Origin of the sequence: Phenylobacterium sp., from assembly GCF_035569475.1 — a bacterium.
Taxonomy (GTDB): Bacteria; Pseudomonadota; Alphaproteobacteria; order Caulobacterales; family Caulobacteraceae; genus Phenylobacterium.
In genome coordinates this window covers 25,533-39,571 of record NZ_DATMNA010000050.1, presented here as the reverse complement: position 1 = coordinate 39,571, position 14,039 = coordinate 25,533, and the positions used below count along the sequence as shown (strand labels likewise).

The following is a 14,039-nucleotide window of genomic DNA, read 5'->3' as shown; positions in this document are numbered from 1 at the left end:
GATCCTCACCGAGAAGACCCGCCGCGACAGCGTGCCCCTGCTGGAGCTTTCCGAGATCCTCAAGGCCCGCGCGCCCTACCGCGCGCCGGGCACGGCGATCTTCCTGACCTCCGACGCCTCGATGGCCCCGGTGGCCCTGATGCACAACCTCAAGCACAACAAGGTGCTGCACGCGAAGAACATCATCCTGACCATCGAGACCACCGAGACCCCGCGCGTCGCCGACGAGAACCGCGTGCGGATCGAGCCGGTCAACGACGACTTCAAGAAGCTGATCATCTCCTACGGCTTCATGGAGAGCCCCAACCTGCCCAAGGCCCTGGCGCTTTGCCGCAAGCTCGGGCTGAAGTTCGACATCATGGCGACCAGCTTCTTCCTCGGACGGCGTTCGGTGGTCCCCTCGGCCCAGTCGGGCATGCCCCTTTGGCAAGACAAGCTGTTCATTTTCCTGATGAAGAACGCCGCCAACCCCACCGACTTCTACAAGATCCCGCCCGGCCGCGTGGTCGAGCTCGGCACCCAGGTCACGGTCTAGGGCGTGCTGTCGATGTCGTCCTTGGACACCGGCCTGGCCTATGGGGGCGACGCGCTGTGGGTGATCGCCCTGGCCGTCATGTTCGCCGCCTCCCGCCACGCCTGGGGCCAGACCGCCGGCCGCGAGAAGCTTCCCTTCCTCGGGGGCCATGCGCCGCGCGCCGTGGCGCTGTGGCTGCTGCCCGCGGCGGCTTTCGCGGCCAGCCTCTGGCTGGTGCTGCAGGCCCGCCAGGCGCAGGGCGACATGGCGGTGATCGTGTTCGGCGTCCGCGCCGTATCCGCCGCCCTGCTGGCGCTCCTGCACCTGCGATGGGTGGCCCAGGCGCTTAAGCCTTGAATGTGAGCCCCGTTCGCCCTTAAACGCGCGGACTTTCCCTCCGGATTCAGGACTCCCCGCCGCCATGGCCGACAAGCCCATCAAGAAAGTCGTGCTCGCCTATTCCGGCGGGCTGGACTCATCGACCATCGTCAAATGGCTGCAGACGGAGCTGGGCGCCGAGGTGGTGACGTTCACCGCCGACCTGGGTCAGGGCGAAGAGGTCGAGCCGGCGCGGCAGAAGGCCATGACGCTGGGCGTCAAGCCGGAGAACGCCTTCGTCGAGGACGTGCGCGAGGAGTTCGTGCGCGACTACGTCTTCCCGATGTTCCGGGCCAACACCGTCTACGAGGGCCAGTACCTGCTGGGCACCTCGATCGCCCGGCCGCTGATCGCCAAGAAGCAGATCGAGATCGCGCGCAAGACCGGCGCCGACGCCGTCGCCCACGGGGCCACCGGCAAGGGCAACGACCAGGTCCGCTTCGAGCTCGCCTACTATGCGCTGGAGCCCGATATCCGCGTCGTCGCCCCCTGGCGCGAGTGGAGCTTCAAGAGCCGCGAGGCCCTGCTCGATTTCGCCGAGAAGCACCAGATCCCGATCACCAAGGACAAGCGCGGCGAGGCGCCGTTCAGCGTCGACGCCAACCTTCTGCACTCCTCCTCCGAGGGCAAGGTGCTGGAGGACCCGTCGGTCGAGGCGCCCGAGTTCGTGCACCAGCGCACCATCGCGCCCGAGGACGCGCCGGACAGGCCCACCGTCATCACCATGGACTTCGAGAAGGGCGATCCCGTCGCCATCGATGGCGTGAAGCTGTCGCCCGCCGCCCTGCTGACCAGGCTCAACGAGCTCGGCCGCGACAACGGCATAGGCCGCCTCGACCTGGTGGAGAACCGCTTCGTCGGCATGAAATCCCGCGGCGTCTACGAGACGCCGGGCGGGACGATCCTGCTGGCCGCCCACCGGGGCATCGAGTCCATCACCCTGGACCGCGGGGCGATGCACCTGAAGGACGAGCTGATGCCGAAGTACGCCTCGCTCATCTACAACGGCTTCTGGTTCGCCCCCGAGCGCGAGATGCTGCAGGCGGCGATCGACCTTTCCCAGGCCAAGGTCGCCGGCCAGGTCCGCGTGAAGCTCTACAAGGGCAACGTCACCGTCATCGGCCGCACCAGCCCCTATTCGCTCTACGACCAGGAGCTGGTCACCTTCGAGGAGGGCGCGGTCGCCTACGACCACCGCGACGCCGCGGGCTTCATCAAGCTCAACGCGCTGCGCCTGCGGGTCAACGCCCAGCGCGACAAGCGGGTGAAGTAGCCCTCATCCCACCCCGTTTCGGGGAGGGCAAATCACGGATCGAGGCGGTTGAACGGATAGCGGTCGCGAATGCGGCTCTGGAAGAAGCGGCCCTTGCTGTCGGCTGCCACGAAGGAACGATGCACCTCGCCCGGCACGCCCACGTAGACGTAGCGCTCGCCGCTGACGAAGCGGACCACGAGCTTGGTGCGCTGCGCGTCGTAGTCGATCTCGCTGATGGCCGCAGACTCCACGTCCATGGGCGGCTCCCGTTCGCTGTCCCCCTCTAAACACCGCGTTATGCGCAAGCGGTTCCCGGCGCGGCCCGATACGTGGCAAGCTCCCCGAAACGGCGAAGCTCCGGTCGCCGCATTGGGGGAAACCAAATGCATCCGCACAGCCTGGTGGCGCTCGTCACCCTCCTGGCGCTTCTGACCTACTTCTGGATGAGCGTCCGCGTGCCGGCCGCGCGCCGCAAATGCGGCATCGCGGCGCCGGCGATGACCGGCGACCCGCTGCTCGAGCGCACCATCCGCGCCCACTACAACACCCTGGAATGGCTGCCGATCTTCCTGGTCTCCCTGTGGCTGTTCGCCATCTACTGGAGCGACCTCGTCGCCGCGGCCGTGGGCCTGGTCTGGATCGTCGGCCGCATCCTCTACGCCCTGGCCTATTCGGCCGACGCCAGCAAACGCGGGCCGGGCTTCCTGATCCAGGCGATCGCCACCGCCGTGCTGCTGTTCGGGGCGCTCGGGCGCATCGTCTACGTCCTGGCTACGGTCGGCGCTTGAGCGGTTTGGCCGGAAAGCGTGACCGTGCTGAAACCTGGAAACCACTATTCCGGCACAGTGTTGTAGAAAAGCGGTCCGGCTTTCGAGGGACCCATCCGATCGGAACTGGAAGATGATCAAGTTTTCGCGCGCCGCACTCGCCGCCGCCCTCATCCTGGGGGCGGGACTGGGCGCCTGCGTCAGCCCCACGCCCTATCAGCCGATCGTCAAGGGCGGCGCGACCCGCGGCGGCTATTCCGAGACCCGGATCGAGCCCAACCGCTGGCGGGTCAACTTCGCCGGCAACGCCATGACCTCCCGGGAGACCGTGGAAGGCTACCTGCTGTTCCGCGCCGCCGAGTTGACCCTGCAGAACGGCGACGACTGGTTCGCCATCGTCGACCGGGAAACCGACCGCAAGGCCCGCACCTATGTGGATCCTGACCCCTTCTACCATCCCTGGTACGGGTCCGGCTTCGGCTACTGGCGGCCGGTCTGGCGCTATCGCGGCCGCGGCTATGCCGGCTGGCGGACCTGGGACCCCTGGTTCGGAGACCCCTTCTTCGGCGACGGGCTCGACGTGCAGACCATCGAGAACTTCGAGGCCTCCGCGGAGATCGTCACCCACAAGGGAACCAAGCCCGCCGACGACCCCCGCGCCTTCGACGCCCACGCGGTGGTGGAGAACCTGAAGCCCAAGATCCAGTATCCCGCCGCGAAATAATCGGGCGCGCGGGCCCGGGCATCCCGGCTGACTTGGCTCAAGCCGGCCGGGACAGGGTCTAGGCGAGATAGGCCAGCACGCTGAGCGCCAGGCCCACGACGCCCAGGGCCAGGGAGCCCAGCCAGAAGGTCTTGCGGCGGGTGATGATCGCCACGGTGCAGATGGCGATGCCGATTTCCAGCAGGGTCGCGCCGGCGGTCAGCCAATGGTGGCGATGCTCGTGCGCGCGGCTTTCGGAGAGCAGCTTGTCACGCTCCTTCTCGTCTTCGAGCGCCTTGTCCTTGATCTCGGCCTGCTTGCCGACCTGCTCCTTGGCCGTGTCGCCGTACTTGACGGCCTTCGGCCCGCCCGCATCGGCGAACAGGCCGTAGAGGTGCTTTTTCAGGCTGTCGGCCTGGTATTCGTTCCACAGGTCGGTGGCCTTGTCCTGGCTCAGCACCGCCTCGCTGGAGGCGGTGATCGCGCCGCCCGCCTCGATGGTCTCCAGGCTGCCCACCGTGGCGGCCATCACCGCCAGCACGGCCACGGTGATCGACACCCGGCTGATGAAGGGATCGCGCTCGTGGGCCGCGTGCTCGGCATGCTCGGCGCCCTCATGGGCCTCAAGCGCGGGATCGTGGGTCATGGGAGCCTTCTTGCGGTCACGCCGGGAATCGGGCGGTCCCTAAGTACCGCAGGGCCAGCCACGAAAAAACCCTGGCCCGCGGATCACGCGCGCCAGGGTTCTGTCGTCCGCCCGGGCCACCGGCCCGATAAGGAAGCCTCTCTAGGCCAGCGCCGCCTTGCGACGCATCGCCCGCAGCATGCCGCCGGCGAGGCCGAAGCCGCCGATCATCAGAGTCCAGGAGGCCGGCTCCGGAACCGCGATGCCGGCCAGGGTGTCGAACTCGAAGGCGTTCTGGCCGGAGTTGAACTGGATCTGGTTCACCGCGTCCGGCGCGAAGGTGTAGGTGACCGTGAAGCCGTTCGACTGGTTCCCGTCCCCGGGAGGCGCGCCGCCCCAGATCTGGGTGCCGTTCAGGGTCTGGGACCCGCCGGCGCCGGTAAAGGTCAGGACCATCTGATTATAGGTGTCCGGCGAGCCCATGTAGAAGCTGAACTGCCGAAGGCCCGCAAACGACATCAGGGTCGCCGTGCCGCCGCCCGACACGGTTTCGTACCAGGACCCGACCGGACCGAGGTTGTCCTCCGGCGGCGGGGCGGTCACGCCGTTCGCCCCGAGGTGGCCGTCGCGGATATAGGCCCCGGAATTCTGGGTGAAGGTGAAGCCCGGCGCGAGATCATTGATCGTCGTGCCGTCACCGGTGTTGAAGTCGGTGATCAGGGTCTCACCCGGAATGCCCGCGTGATGCATCGTGTTGCCCGCCACGGCGGTGATGCCGATCACCTCTACGGCGAAAGCGGATGTGGCGAAGAGGCTGAAAGCCGCTGCGCCGGCCAGAACGAGAAGCTTGGTCTTCATCTGGGAACCCCCAACAGCCTGTGTCGCCCCGGAGGCGGGATCGCCACAATCGCGCCATGGTTAACGCTTCGTTTAGGGCATTGGGAGTCGATTCCCCCCACAGGCGAATATTTCTGCGGCGCCCGTCCCGCGACCGCCCCCAGCGCCGGCTGGCGGGGGTCGGGCTAGACGGCCTTGGAATCGTGCGGAAATTTGGAGCGGGCGAAGAGATTCGAACTCTCGACCCCAACCTTGGCAAGGTTGTGCTCTACCACTGAGCTACGCCCGCGCTCCTCGAGGCTCGAACGGCCCCGAAAATTCGAGAGGCGGCTTATGGCAGACGCCCCCACCCTTTGCAAGCCGCCCGGCGCCCCTTTGCCGCGGCGAATTCGCCGGGAGATCTAGCGGCGCCAGGCCGGCTCCTTCAGGCGGCGCTTGTTGACGTGGTCCTCGCGGGCCGGCGCCACCTCCTCGGGGTACTCGCCCTTGAAGTAATAGCGCTGCCAGGCCTCCTTGGTGGCCTCCGGGTCCTGGCGGAAGATCCGCTGGTTGAACTCGGTGCGGTGCTTCTCCCAGACGCCGTACTGGTGGGCCAGCTCGGGGTTGGAATCGAGCCGTTTGATCACCGGCTGGATGTCGTGCAGGAACTTGTCCTGCAGCAGGGTGATGAAGCAGAAGGGCTCGCCCTTCTCGAAGCGCACGCGCCCGGGCCGGGTGAACAGCCAGTTCATCGTGAAGGGGAAGGGCAGCCAGTCGGTCTCCACCACTCCGGCCAGCGGCTGGATGCCGTCCTTGACGTGGTTCGGCGCGCCCATGGCCAGCATCGACCAGCCCGGCGGCGTCTTGAACATGTAGCCGGTGTGCATGGTGATGACGCCGTGGCTGAAATGGCTCTTGGCGAAGCGGGTCAGGTGCGGGTGCGGATTGTCGGTCCAGATCTTGATGTCGTCCTGGTGGATGCCGCCGTTCCACTCGGCGTTGAAGGTCATCGGGCAGAGGATCTCCCAGCCCGAGGTGTTGGCCATGTTCATCGGCAGGCAGCGGTAGGCGTGGCGGGCGTGGAAATTGTCCATCCAGTCGCGGTTCTGGCGGCCGGGGACGATGTCGGGCGGCGTCACGCCGGCCTCGACAGTGGGATAGCACTCCAGTTCCAGGGCGGGCATGTCTTCGAAGCGACCTTTCGGACCAGACCTGCCCAGAGCTAAAGCAGCGGGCCGCCGCTGCGTCCAGCGGGCGCACAAGGAAAAGCCCCGGCTGCCGCCTGCGGCTCGGGGCTCGTCCATTTCGCCGTCGAAGGGGCGGCCGGCCCCTCCGGTGCTAGGCTGTGGCGACGGCCGGCTGGCGGCGGCGGCGGCCGCGCGCCAGAGCGCCGGCCCCACCGAAGCCCAGGATCATCAGGGCCCAGCTCGCCGGTTCCGGCACGCCGCCGGCGATGTCGCTGATCTCGAAGGCGTTGGTGTCCGAGCTCAGCACGACCGAGGTGACCGGCTTGTCGAAGGTGAGCGTCAGGCGGCCGTTGGAGTTGCCGTTCTGGCGGTCGCCGTTCGACTGGCTGATGGTGTTGTCCGAGACCCACTGGCCGCTCATCAGGGCCTCGGTGGTCCCGTCGGCGTAGTGGAACGACAGCTTGTTGTAGCCGTCCAGCGAGCCGATGTAGAGGCTGATCTCGCTCAGGTCGGCCAGCGTCATGGTGACCGACTGGCCGCCTTGGATCGACAGGTATTGCGAGCCGTCGCGGCCGGTCGCGGGATCGTAGACGCCGGCCGTGACCGGGACGGCCGGGGCGGCGCTGATGTTGCCCACCGAGCCGATGAACAGTTCGCCCGTGCCCGACAGGCTGTAGCCCGGCTGGTTGAAGGTCACGCCGGCCAGCGTCGGACCGCCTTCGAATTGGGTGATGTCGACCTCGCCGCCTTTCAGCCCCCAGGCCAGCGGGTCGAAGAAGGCCGAGGTGACGGCGGCGCTGGCGGAGCTCGCCGCGAGGGCGGTCGCGACGGCAGCGGCCAGAGCCAGCAGGCGAAGCTTCATCGGTTCGATCTTTCCGTGTTCGCCAGGCGTGCGCCCAGCCGTGATCCAAAACGGCACAGCGAATTGCGGCCGCGGTCGCGCTGGTGCAAAGGCGGGGCCATGAAGACCCGCGCCGACCTGATGGCCCTGCTGGACGCCCTGGGCGTCGCCCACGAGACTTTCGACCATCCCGCGGTCTTTCGCGTGGGCGAGGGCGAAGAGATCAAGGCCGCCATCCCCGGCGCCCACACCAAGAACCTGTTCCTGAAGGACGCGAAGGATCGGCTGTGGCTGGTCTCCGCCCGGGACCGCACGGTCATCGACCTGAAGCGGCTGCACCCGGTGATCGGTTCGGCGCGGCTGTCGTTCGGCAGTCCGGCGCTGATGGAGGCGGCGCTTGGCGTGACGCCCGGCTCGGTGACCGCCTTCGGCCTGATCAACGACACGGACCGCCGGGTGCGCTTCGTCCTGGACCGCAGCCTGGCCGAGGCCGAGCGCGTTAACTTCCATCCGCTGACCAACACCGCGACCACTGGGGTGAGCCAGGCGGGGTTCCGGACCTTCCTGGCGGCGGTCGGCGTGGCCCCGCTGATCGTGGATTTCGAGGCCATGTCGGTTTTCGCGCGTTGAAGCCGCCGCGCGTCGGGGCCATCTTGGCGCCGGACGCGTTGTGGAAACCGAGCTTGAGGACCTGGCCATGAGCCTGATCGGGGAGACCGCCGGACCGCCGGCCGCCGACATCATCAGGGACGCGACCGACGCCAGCTTCGCCGCGGACGTCCTGGACGCCTCGCGCGACACGCCGGTCATCGTCGACTTCTGGGCGACCTGGTGCGGCCCTTGCCGCCAGCTCGGCCCGGCGCTCGAAAAGGCGGTCGCCGCGGCCAAGGGCGCGGTGAAACTGGTGAAGGTCGATATCGACAAGAACCCGGCTTACGCCGAACAGCTGCGCGTGCAGTCGATCCCCGCGGTGTTCGCCTTCGTGGACGGCCGGCCGGTCGACGCCTTCATGGGCGCCCTGCCCGACAGCCAGGTGAAGGCCTTCGTCGACAAGCTGGCCAAGATGGGGCGCGGCGGAACCTCGCCGCTCGACGAGATGCTGGCGGCCGCCAAGGAGTCGCTGGAGCTGGGCGACATGGGCGGCGCGGCCCAGGCCTTCGCCCAGGTTCTGCAGGCCGACCCGCAGAACCCAAAGGCGCTGGGCGGGCTCGCCAAGGTCTACATGGCCTCCGGCGACACCGAGCGGGCCGGCGAGATCGTCGCCATGGCCGCGCCCGACGCCAAGGATCCCGACCTCGACAGCGTCCGCGCCGCCCTGGCGCTGGCGGCCGAAGCGCCCTCGGAGACCACCCAGTTCGAAAAGCGGCTGGCCGCCGACCCCGACGACCACGAGGCGCGTTTCGAGCTGGCCAAGGCCCTGGCGGGAAGCCACCGGCTGGAGGCCGCGGCCGACCAGTTGCTGACCATCATCGAGAAGGACCGCGCCTGGAACGACGAGGCGGCGCGCAAGCAATTGCTCACCGTGTTCGAGGCCGCGGGCCAGATGTCGGAAATCTCCCGCAACGGCCGCCGGCGCCTGTCGGCCATCCTGTTCAGCTGAGGCGCCCGGATCTGATTCCCATGCCGGCCTATCGCCGCATCGCCGACCTGCCCCAGATGATCCCGGTGTTCCCGCTGGACGGCGCCCTGCTGCTGCCCGGCGGGGACCTGCCGCTGCAGATCTTCGAGCCGCGCTACCTCAACATGGTCGACGACGTGATGGCCGGCGACCGGATCATCGGCATGATCCAGACCCGGGCCGGCGGCGACCGGCAGCGGCCGAAGCTGACGGACGTCGGCTGCGCGGGCCGGATCACCAGCTATGCCGAGACCGCCGACGGCCGCTACCTGATCACGCTGACCGGCGTCTGCCGCTTCGACGCCGGCGCCGAGCTGGTCATCCCGACGCCCTATCGCCAACTGCGCGCCCGCTACGACCGCTTCGAGGCCGATCTGGCGGAGGACGAGGCCTCCCAGGCGCCGCAGGCGGCTCGCGAGCGCTTCGCCAGCGCCCTGAAGCGCTACCTGAACCGCCGCGAACTGGACATCGACTGGGAGACCGCCCAGAGCGCGCCCCTGGAGGCCCTGGTCAATTCCCTGGCCATGGGCCTGCCCTTCGAACCGGCCGAGAAACAGGCGCTGCTCGAGGCGCCGGACCTCGCCGGGCGGTTCGAGACCCTCTCCACCCTGCTGGAGATCGACGGGGTCGAAGACGGCGATGACGAGGGCCCCTCTTTACAGTAGTAATATCTCCCGCAAGGAGATTTGAGCCCGTGAGCGATATCGTGTCCGAACCCGCGCCGACCGAGGTCGACGTCGATCCGCGCCTGCTGGAGGTGCTGGTCTGCCCGGTGACCCATGGGCCGCTGGAGCTGGACCGCGCCAAGGGCGAGCTGATCAGCCGCTCGGCGCGCCTGGCCTATCCGATCCGCGACGGGGTGCCGATCATGCTGCCGGAAGAGGCGCGCGACCTCACCGATGCCGACTAGCGACGCGCGCAAGGCGCCGCGGGATTTCGGCGCGGTGCGCAGGTACGGCCTGGCCCACGTGATCGGGGCGGTGGTGGTGATCGGGGTCGCCGGACTGCTCGTCACCTTCGAGCTGGTCCGCGACCGCAACGCCAATATCGCCACCGCCCAGGCCTGGGACATCAAGGGGCCGCCCTGTCCGCAGGTCTCGGCGGCCGACTGGGCCGCGCGGCGCCTGAAGGCCCCGAGGGTCTTCGACTACGACGGGACCACGCTCGGCCGCTGGTCCGGCGACGCCTCCTGCTCCGACGTCAAGGACAAGGGCGGCGCGGGCTTTCGCACCGACAAGGTCTGCCAGTTCACCAATCCCACGGTCCTGACCGTCACCTCGCCCGCCGGGACGGTCTACTACGAGACCGGCGTCGGCCAGCCGGCCACCCTGAGCGTCCACAGGGATGTCCCGCGCTGCGTCCTGGCCTCGAAGTTCACGCGCGAGACGGAGTAGCGGCGCGGCGGCGCCCTATTCCGCGAAACGCCAAGCTCCCCTAGCCTCGGCGCGCGCGTCGGCGCGGGACTTGGGGCGAACATGCTTGAACGGATCTTCGGGCTGGGCGGCCACGGGACCACCGTGCGGACCGAGGTGTTCGCGGGCTTCACCACCTTCCTGACCATGGCCTACATCGTGGTGGTCAACCCGGCGATCCTCGGCGAGGCGGGACTGCCGGTCGCCGCGGTGGCCGCCGCCACCTGCCTGGCCGCAGGCTTCGGCAGCCTGCTGATGGGCCTCATCGCCAACTACCCGCTGGCGCTCGCGCCCGGCATGGGGTTGAACGCCTACTTCACCTACACCGTGGTCAAGGCCATGGGCGTGCCCTGGGAGACGGCGCTCGGCTGCGTCTTCCTGTCGGGCGCGGCCTTTCTGGTCCTGACCCTGGTCGGCGTGCGCCAGATGATCGTGGCCGCGATCCCGCGCTCGCTGTTCGCCGCGGTGGCGGCGGGCGTCGGCCTGTTCATCGCCTTCATCGGCCTGAGGGACGCCGGCATCATCGTCCCCAACCCGGCGACAGCGGTGGGCCTGGGCGACCTCACCAAACCCACGGCGGCGCTGTCGATCCTGGGCCTGCTGGTCATCGGGGCCCTGCAGGCCTGGCGGGTGCAGGGCGCCATGCTGATCGGCATCGTGCTGACCGCGGCCGCCGGCTGGGCGCTGGGCCTCGCCCATGTGACGCCCGGCGGCTACAGCCTGACGGCGATCTCGGCCACGGCGTTCAAGCTCGACATTCCCGGCGCGCTGAACCTCAAGGGCGGCTTCGGCGCGACCCTGCTGGAGATCATCTTCGTCTTCCTGTTCGTCGATCTGTTCGACAACGTCGGAACCTTGGTGGCGGTGACCAAGCGGGCCGGCCTCGTGGACGAGGCGGGCGCCATCCCGCGCCTCAACCGCATCCTGATCGCCGACTCGGTGGCGACCATGGCCGGCGCCCTGGCCGGGACCAGCACGGTGACCAGCTATATCGAGAGCGCCTCGGGCGTGGCGGCCGGCGGGCGGACCGGCCTGACCAGCGTGACCGTGGGGATCCTGTTCCTGATCACCCTTCTCTTCGCGCCCCTGGTGCAGGCGATCCCCAGCGCGGCCACCGCCCCGGCCCTGATCCTGGTGGGCGCGATGATGGTGGGCGCGCTCACCGAGGTGGACTGGGCCGATCCCGGCGTCGCCATCCCGGCCTTCCTCACCATGGTGACGATCCCGCTGAGCTATTCCATCGCCAACGGCCTGGCCTTCGGCATCACCAGCTTCGCGGCGCTCAAGCTGGTGCGTGGCCAGGCGAGGCGCAGCGACTGGCTGCTGTTCGTGCTGGCGGCCCTGTTCGTCCTGCGCTTCGTCTACTTGGCCAAGGGTTAGGGCAGCGCCGCCACGAACGCCCGCACCACCGCCGCCGAGTTGTCCGAGGCGAGCTGGAAGAAGACGCCGGCCTGATTGCGGCCGGGGTCGCCGCCGGCCAGGTCCGACAGGCTGCGGAAGCCCACGAAGGGCACGCCGTTGGCGTAGGCGACCTGGCCAACCGCGGCGGTCTCCATGTCGAGCACCCGGGCCTGGAACGTCGCGAAGGCCCAGGCGCGGAAGGCGGCGTTGTCCACGAAGCTCTGGCCCGAGACGCCATTGCCGCCGACAACGACCTTGGGCGGGGCCTTCAGGCACTGGCCCGCCGCCGAGCAGCGCTTGAGCACGGCAGCGGGCGCGATCCGGCGGGCCAAGGCCACCAGGGCCGGATCGGCCGGGAACCAGGTCCGCTGCTCCAGCTTGCCGCCCGGACCGGTCACCTCGATCACCTTGGGGAAGATCATCCCGAAATTCGCGCCCACGATCGGGTCGCGGTAGGTCGAGGCGAAATGGCCGGGGCTGTCCTCCCGCGCCATGACGCTTTCGAGGTACTCGCCCCATTGGTCGGGCACGACGACGTCGCCCACGTCGAGGCTGGGGTCCACGCCCCCGGCGATGCCGGAGAACACGATGCGGCTGACGTGGAACCGGTCGAGCGCCCGCTGGGTGTTCATGGCGGCGTTGACCATGCTGACGCCGGAGAGGAACAGCACCACCGGTTTGCCCTCCAGGACGCCGGTGGTGAAGGTCGTGCCGCTGATGCTCACCCGATGCTTGCCGGTCATCGCCGCGTCGAGGGCTGCGATCTCTGGCGCGAAGGCCGAGACGACGGCGGTGCGGGGCGTTGGGTCGTCGGCCGCGCGGGCGGGACCGGCGAGGGCGGCGCAGAGGGCGAGGAGGGTCAGGCGAAGGCGCATCTCCGGGAGCTTAGCCGCAACCGAGGCGCTTCGCTCCTCCCCTGAACCGAAGAGTTCGGGGGAGGTGTCAGCGAAGCTGACGGAGGGGGCGGGTGGCGACCGGCTCTGACGCGTTCTGGAGCGAGCCGCCCTCGCGCCCCCTCCGTCTCGTCGCGTATCCGCGCCGATCCACCTCCCCCGTCCTCTGCGGGACGTGGGAGGAGCGGAGTTCCGCGGCCCACTCCGTGGAGTGGGAATTCCCCTTAAACCTCATGGCGAGATTTTCTGCTTGGGCTTCGGGTCTGGTCAAGGACGAGGGCTTTGCCCTCGCCGCGGGGCGGCGCGCCGCCTGAACTGGTGGAGGATGTCGCCGAACGGGTCCGGCGCAAGGTTGCTGGATAGCTAAAGCGCCTCGCCCCTCAACAACCGCGGCAGATCCCCCACCGCGCCGCCGGCCTCGGTCATGAAGAACCGCCTCGCCGGCCCGATCCGGTTCACAGCCGCCATCCCCGCCCCACGCGCCAGTCTCAACAACGGGTTGTCGTTGGAGAACAGCCGCACGAAGGCGTCCATGCCGGCGCTTAAGCTCACGGTGTCGAACCGGCGCCAGGCGGCGTAGCGCTCCAGCACCACCTCCGAACCGATGTCCTCGCCCAGGCGCACGGCCTCGACCAGCACCTGCGCCAGGGCCGCGGCGCCCTTCAGGCCGAGATTCAGGCCCTGGCCGGCGATGGGATGGACGCCATGGGCGGCGTCGCCCAGCAGGGCCGCGCGGGGCGCGGTGAAGCGTTCGGCCAGTTGCAGGCTCAAGGGATAGGTGAACACCGGGCCCTCGACGCGGACCTCGCCCAGGTAGTCGCCGAAACGGCGGTCGAGGTGGGCCTGGAAGATTTCCGGCCGCGCCGTCTTGAGCGCCGCGCCGCGGGCCCGGCTCTCGGTCCAGACCAGGCTCGCGCGGTTCTCTGTCAGCGGCAGGATGGCGAAGGGACCGCCGGGCAGGAAGTATTCGTGCGCCACGCCCTCGTGCGGCTTTTCCAGGCGCACGGTCGCCACCACGCCCGTCTGCGGATAATCCCAGCCGATGGCCCCGATCCCGGCCTCGGTGCGGATCACCGAGCCGCGGCCCTCGGCGCCCACGGCGACCGGCGCGCGCAGGATCCGGCCGTCGGCCAGGGTGACCATGGCCTCGCGCGGCCCGAAGGCGGCCCCGGCGACCTTGGCCGGCGCCAGGACCGTAATGCCCGCCTCCAGGATCGCCTGGGCCAGGGCGGCGCGGATGTGGCGGTTCTCCAGCAGGTAGCCCAGGGGTTCGCCGTCGGAGCTGTCGGCGATCTCGGCTGAATCGAAGCGCAGGAAGAAGGGGCTGGCCGAGCCGGAGGCCGCGCCCGGCGTCGAGCCGTCGGTGACCAGGATCTGCTCGATACGCTGGGCATGCGGCGCGAGCGCCTCGCCGACGCCAAGCGCCCGCCACTGCCGGAAGGCGGCGTAGGCGATGGCCGAGGCGCGGCCATCGAACGCCGGGGCCACCTGGGCGTCGAACACCACAGGATCGATCAGTACGGGCTTCAACCCCGCCTGGTTGAGCGCCAGCGCCAGGGTGGCGCCCGCGATGCCGGCGCCGGCGATGATCACATCGATGTCTTGCGGGACGTCGACGCCGCCCATCGG

18 protein-coding genes and 1 tRNA gene are annotated in these 14,039 nt (G+C 69.1%); 11 read left to right on the top strand and 8 right to left on the bottom strand.

Going from position 1 to position 14,039, the window contains the following annotated elements; all coding sequences use genetic code 11:
• The 3 genes from VNW53_RS08310 to VNW53_RS08300 all read left to right on the top strand — a co-directional run.
• Positions 1-535 (top strand): KUP/HAK/KT family potassium transporter (locus tag VNW53_RS08310; protein WP_325554931.1); only part of this gene is annotated, 535 nt, incomplete at its 5' end.
• A 12-nt stretch (positions 536-547) separates the two neighbouring features.
• Positions 548-871, top strand: coding sequence for a hypothetical protein (locus VNW53_RS08305; protein ID WP_325554929.1), 324 nt, complete (start codon positions 548-550; stop codon positions 869-871).
• A 64-nt stretch (positions 872-935) separates the two neighbouring features.
• Complete coding sequence (locus tag VNW53_RS08300) at positions 936-2,165, top strand: argininosuccinate synthase (RefSeq protein ID WP_325554927.1); 1,230 nt, start codon at positions 936-938, stop codon at positions 2,163-2,165.
• 32 nt (positions 2,166-2,197) lie between these two features.
• On the opposite strand, the gene VNW53_RS08295 is transcribed toward VNW53_RS08300, so the two are convergent.
• Positions 2,198-2,404, bottom strand: coding sequence for a KTSC domain-containing protein (locus tag VNW53_RS08295; RefSeq protein WP_325554925.1), 207 nt, complete (start codon positions 2,402-2,404; stop codon positions 2,198-2,200).
• A gap of 126 nt (positions 2,405-2,530) precedes the next feature.
• Between VNW53_RS08295 and VNW53_RS08290 the strand changes: the two genes are divergently transcribed.
• Positions 2,531-2,935 (top strand): MAPEG family protein, encoded by a 405-nt coding sequence (locus tag VNW53_RS08290; RefSeq protein WP_325554924.1) that lies wholly within the window; start codon positions 2,531-2,533, stop codon positions 2,933-2,935.
• Between the two features lie 112 nt (positions 2,936-3,047).
• Complete coding sequence (locus VNW53_RS08285) at positions 3,048-3,638, top strand: CC0125/CC1285 family lipoprotein (protein WP_325554923.1); 591 nt, start codon at positions 3,048-3,050, stop codon at positions 3,636-3,638.
• A gap of 58 nt (positions 3,639-3,696) precedes the next feature.
• Here the strand turns inward: VNW53_RS08285 and VNW53_RS08280 are convergent, their stop codons facing one another.
• From VNW53_RS08280 to VNW53_RS08260, 5 genes are all read right to left on the bottom strand, one after another.
• Positions 3,697-4,263, bottom strand: a complete 567-nt coding sequence (locus VNW53_RS08280; protein ID WP_325554921.1) for a DUF4337 domain-containing protein — start codon at positions 4,261-4,263, stop codon at positions 3,697-3,699.
• A gap of 141 nt (positions 4,264-4,404) precedes the next feature.
• The gene (locus VNW53_RS08275; RefSeq protein WP_325554919.1) at positions 4,405-5,100 is read right to left on the bottom strand and encodes a PEPxxWA-CTERM sorting domain-containing protein; all 696 of its coding nucleotides are present in this window, start codon (positions 5,098-5,100) and stop codon (positions 4,405-4,407) included.
• A gap of 193 nt (positions 5,101-5,293) precedes the next feature.
• Positions 5,294-5,368: transfer RNA gene (locus tag VNW53_RS08270), tRNA-Gly, on the bottom strand.
• A 112-nt stretch (positions 5,369-5,480) separates the two neighbouring features.
• Entirely contained in the window at positions 5,481-6,233 is a 753-nt protein-coding gene (locus VNW53_RS08265) for a DUF6065 family protein (protein WP_325554940.1), read from the bottom strand.
• Between the two features lie 163 nt (positions 6,234-6,396).
• Complete coding sequence (locus VNW53_RS08260; protein WP_325554917.1) at positions 6,397-7,107, bottom strand: PEPxxWA-CTERM sorting domain-containing protein; 711 nt, start codon at positions 7,105-7,107, stop codon at positions 6,397-6,399.
• Positions 7,108-7,206: 99 nt separating this feature from the next.
• Between VNW53_RS08260 and VNW53_RS08255 the strand changes: the two genes are divergently transcribed.
• From VNW53_RS08255 to VNW53_RS08230, 6 genes are all read left to right on the top strand, one after another.
• Entirely contained in the window at positions 7,207-7,716 is a 510-nt protein-coding gene (locus VNW53_RS08255) for a prolyl-tRNA synthetase associated domain-containing protein (RefSeq protein WP_325554915.1), read from the top strand.
• 67 nt (positions 7,717-7,783) lie between these two features.
• The gene (locus VNW53_RS08250; RefSeq protein ID WP_325554913.1) at positions 7,784-8,686 is read left to right on the top strand and encodes a co-chaperone YbbN; all 903 of its coding nucleotides are present in this window, start codon (positions 7,784-7,786) and stop codon (positions 8,684-8,686) included.
• Between the two features lie 20 nt (positions 8,687-8,706).
• The gene (locus tag VNW53_RS08245) at positions 8,707-9,369 is read left to right on the top strand and encodes an LON peptidase substrate-binding domain-containing protein (protein ID WP_325554911.1); all 663 of its coding nucleotides are present in this window, start codon (positions 8,707-8,709) and stop codon (positions 9,367-9,369) included.
• Between the two features lie 41 nt (positions 9,370-9,410).
• Positions 9,411-9,614, top strand: coding sequence for a Trm112 family protein (locus VNW53_RS08240; protein WP_325554938.1), 204 nt, complete (start codon positions 9,411-9,413; stop codon positions 9,612-9,614).
• Positions 9,604-10,098: a hypothetical protein gene (locus tag VNW53_RS08235; protein WP_325554909.1), complete on the top strand. Its 495-nt coding sequence runs from the start codon at positions 9,604-9,606 to the stop codon at positions 10,096-10,098. Before VNW53_RS08240 ends, VNW53_RS08235 begins: the two co-directional genes overlap by 11 nt.
• Before the next feature lie 81 nt (positions 10,099-10,179).
• Positions 10,180-11,496 (top strand): NCS2 family permease, encoded by a 1,317-nt coding sequence (locus VNW53_RS08230; protein WP_325554907.1) that lies wholly within the window; start codon positions 10,180-10,182, stop codon positions 11,494-11,496.
• Here the strand turns inward: VNW53_RS08230 and VNW53_RS08225 are convergent.
• A complete protein-coding gene (locus VNW53_RS08225; RefSeq protein ID WP_325554906.1) occupies positions 11,493-12,392 on the bottom strand; it encodes a 5'-methylthioadenosine/S-adenosylhomocysteine nucleosidase in 900 nt (299 codons plus the stop codon). The genes VNW53_RS08230 and VNW53_RS08225 overlap by 4 nt on opposite strands.
• A 381-nt stretch (positions 12,393-12,773) precedes the next feature.
• Positions 12,774-14,036, bottom strand: coding sequence for a UbiH/UbiF/VisC/COQ6 family ubiquinone biosynthesis hydroxylase (locus VNW53_RS08220; RefSeq protein ID WP_325554904.1), 1,263 nt, complete (start codon positions 14,034-14,036; stop codon positions 12,774-12,776).
• Positions 14,037-14,039: the final 3 nt, after the last annotated feature.

Bases quoted from the DNA above. Each gene is read 5' to 3' on its own strand.
- VNW53_RS08305 (WP_325554929.1), top strand. From the start codon at position 548: ATGTCGTCCTTGGACACCGGCCTGGCCTATGGGGGCGACGCGCTGTGG.
- VNW53_RS08300 (WP_325554927.1), top strand. From the start codon at position 936: ATGGCCGACAAGCCCATCAAGAAAGTCGTGCTCGCCTATTCCGGCGGG.
- VNW53_RS08295 (WP_325554925.1), bottom strand. From the start codon at position 2,404: ATGGACGTGGAGTCTGCGGCCATCAGCGAGATCGACTACGACGCGCAG.
- VNW53_RS08290 (WP_325554924.1), top strand. From the start codon at position 2,531: ATGCATCCGCACAGCCTGGTGGCGCTCGTCACCCTCCTGGCGCTTCTG.
- VNW53_RS08285 (WP_325554923.1), top strand. From the start codon at position 3,048: ATGATCAAGTTTTCGCGCGCCGCACTCGCCGCCGCCCTCATCCTGGGG.
- VNW53_RS08280 (WP_325554921.1), bottom strand. From the start codon at position 4,263: ATGACCCACGATCCCGCGCTTGAGGCCCATGAGGGCGCCGAGCATGCC.
- VNW53_RS08275 (WP_325554919.1), bottom strand. From the start codon at position 5,100: ATGAAGACCAAGCTTCTCGTTCTGGCCGGCGCAGCGGCTTTCAGCCTC.
- VNW53_RS08260 (WP_325554917.1), bottom strand. From the start codon at position 7,107: ATGAAGCTTCGCCTGCTGGCTCTGGCCGCTGCCGTCGCGACCGCCCTC.
- VNW53_RS08255 (WP_325554915.1), top strand. From the start codon at position 7,207: ATGAAGACCCGCGCCGACCTGATGGCCCTGCTGGACGCCCTGGGCGTC.
- VNW53_RS08250 (WP_325554913.1), top strand. From the start codon at position 7,784: ATGAGCCTGATCGGGGAGACCGCCGGACCGCCGGCCGCCGACATCATC.
- VNW53_RS08245 (WP_325554911.1), top strand. From the start codon at position 8,707: ATGCCGGCCTATCGCCGCATCGCCGACCTGCCCCAGATGATCCCGGTG.
- VNW53_RS08235 (WP_325554909.1), top strand. From the start codon at position 9,604: ATGCCGACTAGCGACGCGCGCAAGGCGCCGCGGGATTTCGGCGCGGTG.
- VNW53_RS08230 (WP_325554907.1), top strand. From the start codon at position 10,180: ATGCTTGAACGGATCTTCGGGCTGGGCGGCCACGGGACCACCGTGCGG.
- VNW53_RS08225 (WP_325554906.1), bottom strand. From the start codon at position 12,392: ATGCGCCTTCGCCTGACCCTCCTCGCCCTCTGCGCCGCCCTCGCCGGT.
- VNW53_RS08220 (WP_325554904.1), bottom strand. From the start codon at position 14,036: ATGGGCGGCGTCGACGTCCCGCAAGACATCGATGTGATCATCGCCGGC.